This is a genomic window from Actinophytocola sp., from assembly GCF_036002505.1.
Classification (GTDB): domain Bacteria; phylum Actinomycetota; class Actinomycetes; order Mycobacteriales; family Pseudonocardiaceae; genus DASYTH01.
In genome coordinates, this window is sequence record NZ_DASYTH010000464.1 from 1 (window position 1) to 5,043 (window position 5,043).

The following is a 5,043-nucleotide window of genomic DNA, read 5'->3' on the forward strand; positions in this document are numbered from 1 at the left end:
GCCGAACGTCACCTCAGGTGGGCGGCGAAGAACTCAAGGATCCGCCGCCGGGCGTCCTGGGCGGACGGATCGTGGTAGCGCATGCCGGTGAGCTTGAGCAGCGGCTTGGCCAGCGCCGGTATGTCCGCCGGGTCGTGATCGTTGAGGAACCCGTGCGTGGCCCCCGGATACTCCTTGACGTCGTGCGGTATCCCGTTCGCGGCCAGCGCGCCGGAGAGCTTGGCCGCGGCGCCGCGCAGCCCGAAGTCGCGTTCGCCGTAGCTGCCGACGACCGGGCACGCGCCGGCCAGCGCGCGCTCCGCGTCCTTCGGCACCACGCCGTAGTTCACGCTCGCCGCGGCGAAATTGTGGCCCGGGGCGAGCATCAGCGCGAAGCCGCCGCCCATGCAGTACCCGATCACGCCGACCGTCCCGGTGCAGTCCGCCCGCCCGGCCAGCCAGTCGCGGGTGGCGTCGATGTCGCCGAGCGGCTGGCTTGCGTCCCGGATGAACCTCATGAAGCAGGTGAGCTTGCGGCCACCGCGGTAAAGGTCTGGGACGACCGCCAGGTAGCCCGCGCCGGCCAGCCAGTCGGCTTGGTTGCGCACGTCGCGGCTCATGCCGAGCGCGTCGTGCACGACCACCACACCGGGCCAGGGACCCTCGCCGGACGGGGTCGCCACGTATGCCTGCATGTCCCCCTGCGGGGTCGGAACGGTCACGCTGATCATTCTGCCGCCAGCCCGTTGCCGGACAACAGCTGATCCAGGTCGGCCGGCTCGCCGAACAGCGGGCCCTGCGCGCTGTGCACGCCGATGCCGGCCCAGCGGTCGGCCTCCTCCTCGGTGCGCACGCCGTCCACCGACACGGTCGCGCCGGCCTCCCGGACGGCCGCCACCAGGAGCGCCACCGGCCGGGGGCGGCTGTCGAGCCGGTCGTCCAGCACCACCGCCCGGGCCGGTGAACGCTCCAGCAGGGCCAGCTCGCGCGGGCCGCCGTTGAACGGGTGCAGTGCCGTGCGCACCCCGAGGTCGGCCACCACCTCGAGGTTGTCCGGCGCGCTGCCGAACTCCTCGAGCACCGCGCCGGTGTCGAACGCGATCTCCAGCAGCGGCGGCGGCAGGTCCGCGGCCGTGGTGGCCCGGAGCACCACGGCGACCAGGTCGTCGTCCGCGGATTGCAGGCGGGACAAGCGGATCCGGAGCACCGCATCGGTCTCGGCGACGAGCTGGCGGGGCAGCCGCCGGCAGGCCGTGCCGAGCAGCTCCGGTCCTAACAGGACGGACTGGCCGGTGCGCTCGGCCAGCCTCAGGGTTTCCCGGCCGTCCAGCGGCCCGTCCGCCCGCGCCGGCCAGTGCAGGGTCGCGTGCAGGGCCACGGTGTGCCGGTCGGCCAGCCGAACCACGGGCTGGAACGCGACCTCGAGCTCGCCGCTCTCGAACGCTCCGGGGAGTGCTGCCGCGGCGCGGTAGTCCCGGCGCACCCGCTCGTCGTGCCGCCGGTCGAACTGCATCCACTGCCGCCGGCCGCTGGCCCGGGCGCCGTGCAGCGCCGAGTCCGCGGCCCGGAACAGCTCCGCGCCGGACATCGCCGACGCGGGGGAGCGCACCACCCCGACCGAGGCGGTCACCGCGACGCCGCGCCCGTCCACGTACTCGGGCTCGGCCAGGGCCTCGTTGATCCGCCCGACCAGCTCGGGGATGTCCGGGGTGAGCGGGGAATCCTCGACCAGGACGGCGAACTCGTCGCCGCCGGTGCGGGCGACCAGCGCCTGCTCGCCGTCCACCACGGTCTCCAGCCGCTTCGCGACGGTCTTCAGCAGGTGGTCGCCGACGTCGTGCCCGAGGCCCTCGTTGAGCACCGAGAACGCGTCGAGATTGAGGCAGCACAACGTGATCGAGGCGGTCGGCGCGGCCTGCCCGAGCCGGCTCTCCAGCTGCGACTCGAAGTACAGCCGGTTCGCCACGCCGGTCAGCGCGTCGTGCAGCAGCTGGTGGCCGAACCGGCCCTGCAGCAGCTGCAGCTCGCTGAGGTCCTGCACGGTCATCACGTAGGAGGTGTGCGCGTCCGGACCTTCGCGCAGCGGCGACACGTCGACGAACACCCAGGCGGTGTCGCCGTCCTCGCGCACCAGCTTGAGCCGGCCGCGCGGCGGTTGGACCGGGCTGCCGGGCTCGTCCTCGGCCTGGTAGTCGGTCAGCGAGGCGCCGGTGAGGTCGGCCGGCTGGCAGGCCAGGATGCCCGCCAGCGTGGGGTTCGCCTCGAGGATCCGGCCCTCCAGGTCGAGGATCGCGACGCCGATCGGGGTGGAGGTGAACACCTCGCGGAACCGGCTCTCGGTGGCGCGCATGACCCGCTCGGCGCGCTGCTTGGCGGCCAGCAGCGCCCGCTTCATGTCCTCCTGCTGCTCCAGCGTCCGGCGCCGCATCGCGTTGGCGTAGCCGGTGGCCACCGCGCCGAGCAGGGCGACGACGTCGCGGTCCGTGCCGTGGTCGGGCAGGCGCTCGGCCAGCAGATCGAGCGAGCGCTCCAGCGTGTCCAGCCCGACGAGCTGGCCGGCCACCATCTGGCCGCCGACCATGACGCCTGGCTTCGGCGAGAACGGTTGCGCGGCAAGGGCTTCGGTCAGCATCCGGGCCAGGTCGTAGAGGAACGCCTCGAGCTCGCGCACCGACATCGGCACGTACGCGCTCGCGGCGACCACCTGAAACCAGGTCTTCGCGAGCCCCCGGAGGGGATCTTCGTCCGGCGTGATCACGGGACAGCGTTCACCGTTTGCGGCCCGCCCCCGCGTAGATGCCGGCCCGCCGGGGGTCGTCGCTGGTGTCCGTCGGCGACTCCGGGCGCCACTCGGAGGTGGCCACGATTCCCGGTGGGGCGATGTCGAAGCCGTCGAACAGCTCGGTGATCTCGGCGCGGCTCCGCGGGTACATCGGGTCCCGGCTCCGGCTCATCACCTCCACGACGCGCGCCATCTCCGCCGGCATCATGTCCGCGGTGAACTGGGAGAAACCGAGGTAGCTGCCGGGCACCAGGGTGTCCGCATACGTCTTCACGATGCCGTTCGGGTCCTTCTCCGGGGCGACGAAGTGGAACACACCGACCATGAGTAGCCCAACGGGCTCGGTGAAGTCCAGCAGCATCCGGCTGATCGGGTGATCGAGTACGTCACTCGGACGAGTGAGGTCGGCCTGCACCATCCTGGCGCGCTCGTCGCCGTCCAGCATCAGCTCGCTGTGCGCGACCGCCACGTCCTCGTAGTCCACGTACACCACCCGGGTCTCCGGGTCGGCCTGCTGCGCGATCTCGTGCACGTTGCCCACGGTGGGGATGCCCGAGCCCAGGTCGAGGAACTGCCGGATCCCGTTCGCCATCATGAACAGCACCACGCGCCGCAGGAACGCCCGGTTCAACCGCGCGATCTCCCGCGCATTGGGCTGCGCCACAAGGAACTTCTCCGCCAGCTCGCGGTCATGGGCGAAGTTGTGCGCACCCCCGAGCAGGTAGTCGTAGATCCGCGCCCCACTCGGCCGGTCCAGGTCCAGCCCCTCCGGCACCCAACTCGTCAACCCGCTCAACCCACACCCCGCCTCGTGTCCGTTCTGTGACCAACAGACTACTCATCGCCGAGGGGCCATGGGGCCGCAAGATACTCAACCGGCGAACGGCGCCCGTACGTCGGTCAATGGCACAGGTTTCGACCGGGAGGCGTACGTGACTGGCCTCGGTGGACGCGGGTCATCGCCACCGTTGGCGGCGCCTAGCTTCCGCTGGAGCGCTCGGCGTCGGCCCTGGCGGCCTCCCAGACGCTGTCCACCTCTTGCGGCGTGCCCAACATTCCCCGCACGCCCTTCGGGCCCAGGTTTTTGAACAGTCCCAGGGCTGTCCGCAGGTGCTCGCCGTCGGGATCGGCCGTGATGTCCGCCGAGTAGTTGAACGACTCGCCCCGGATCTCCACCTTCATCGGATCATTGATGAGCCTGTTCCGTCGCCGGTCCGCACGTCGGCCCATGTGGCTCTCCTGGTCAGGCAGTCGTGACCACACTGTAGCACCACCTTTCTGGATTCGCTATTGATTTTCACGCTATTGCCGCCCCTCGGAAAATCGCACACGTCGCCGCAGCGTCAGATACTGGGTCCGTCGCTTGACGTAGCGGGCATAGACATAAACGGCAGCCACGGTCGCGACGAGACACAGGCAGGCCCAGAAGCCATCCTTCACCGGAACCGTGGGGCCGCCCGCCCCGAAAAGCTTGAGTTCGATCCGCCAGTGGAACATGCCGACCTCTTGGCATACGGCCAGGGCCAGCCCCGACAGCGACAATGCGGTAGTCAGGCGCAGCGCGATCTGGGTCGTCAAACACGCCCGCTGCAACGCCTCGATACCGAACGTTTGTCGGGACCAGGAGGCCAGGATGCCCGGGACCGAGACAACGACGGCGATGGCCCCACCTCTCAGGTTGTACATCTGCGGTCCGAACGTCATCGAAACCGCAGCGATGATAAGGCCGAGCGTCGCCAGGAGCAGCAGCGTCGTCGCCAGACGCAGCGTGGCGAATGGGCTCTCCGACACATTGATCACATGGAGATGGTCTATTCGGCGTAGGTAATGTCCGTTTCTGGCGTAAAAGTGAGCGTTGGGTAACGCGCGATGGTCCCTGGCTCGCATGTAGGTGGGCGTCGCTGCTTCTCCGTCGTCCTTCCACCTGATTACTTTTCGGCTTTCGATGAATTCTTTGATGTAGAGCCGTTTGCCGACGTCGCCGCCGTTATGGCTCCGGTATATCTCGTGGTCATCTACGAACAGTCCGGGCGGCAGGCTCAGCCTGAGATGGTAGCTCGAGCATTTGTACATCAGCGACGTCAGAATTGTGATGTAAGGAGGAAACTGGCTCAACCGGAACCGCGCCTCCCGACGCCGGTCACTCACCTTGGATTGGGTGACCTGGATTCCGTGCAGGCTGGTGGCCCGGCTGTACTCGACTCGAAGGGACCGAGAAGCGGGAGCGTCCACGATGGCGAACAGCGCATAGTCCACGGTCAGCTTCGCGATCAGCGCGTCCG

5 protein-coding genes are annotated in these 5,043 nt (G+C 69.3%); all 5 read right to left on the reverse strand.

Going from position 1 to position 5,043, the window contains the following annotated elements; genetic code table 11:
* Positions 1–8 precede the first annotated feature (8 nt).
* A complete protein-coding gene (locus VGR06_RS40745; protein WP_327564599.1) occupies positions 9–710 on the reverse strand; it encodes a dienelactone hydrolase family protein in 702 nt (233 codons plus the stop codon).
* Complete coding sequence (locus VGR06_RS40750) at positions 707–2,737, reverse strand: diguanylate cyclase domain-containing protein (protein ID WP_327564600.1); 2,031 nt, start codon at positions 2,735–2,737, stop codon at positions 707–709. Before VGR06_RS40750 ends, VGR06_RS40745 begins: the two co-directional genes overlap by 4 nt.
* A gap of 10 nt (positions 2,738–2,747) precedes the next feature.
* Entirely contained in the window at positions 2,748–3,557 is an 810-nt protein-coding gene (locus VGR06_RS40755) for an SAM-dependent methyltransferase (RefSeq protein WP_327564601.1), read from the reverse strand.
* Between the two features lie 182 nt (positions 3,558–3,739).
* Complete coding sequence (locus tag VGR06_RS40760) at positions 3,740–3,943, reverse strand: hypothetical protein (RefSeq protein ID WP_327564602.1); 204 nt, start codon at positions 3,941–3,943, stop codon at positions 3,740–3,742.
* Between the two features lie 120 nt (positions 3,944–4,063).
* The coding region (locus tag VGR06_RS40765) for a hypothetical protein (RefSeq protein ID WP_327564603.1) at positions 4,064–5,043 on the reverse strand (980 nt) is incomplete at its 5' end.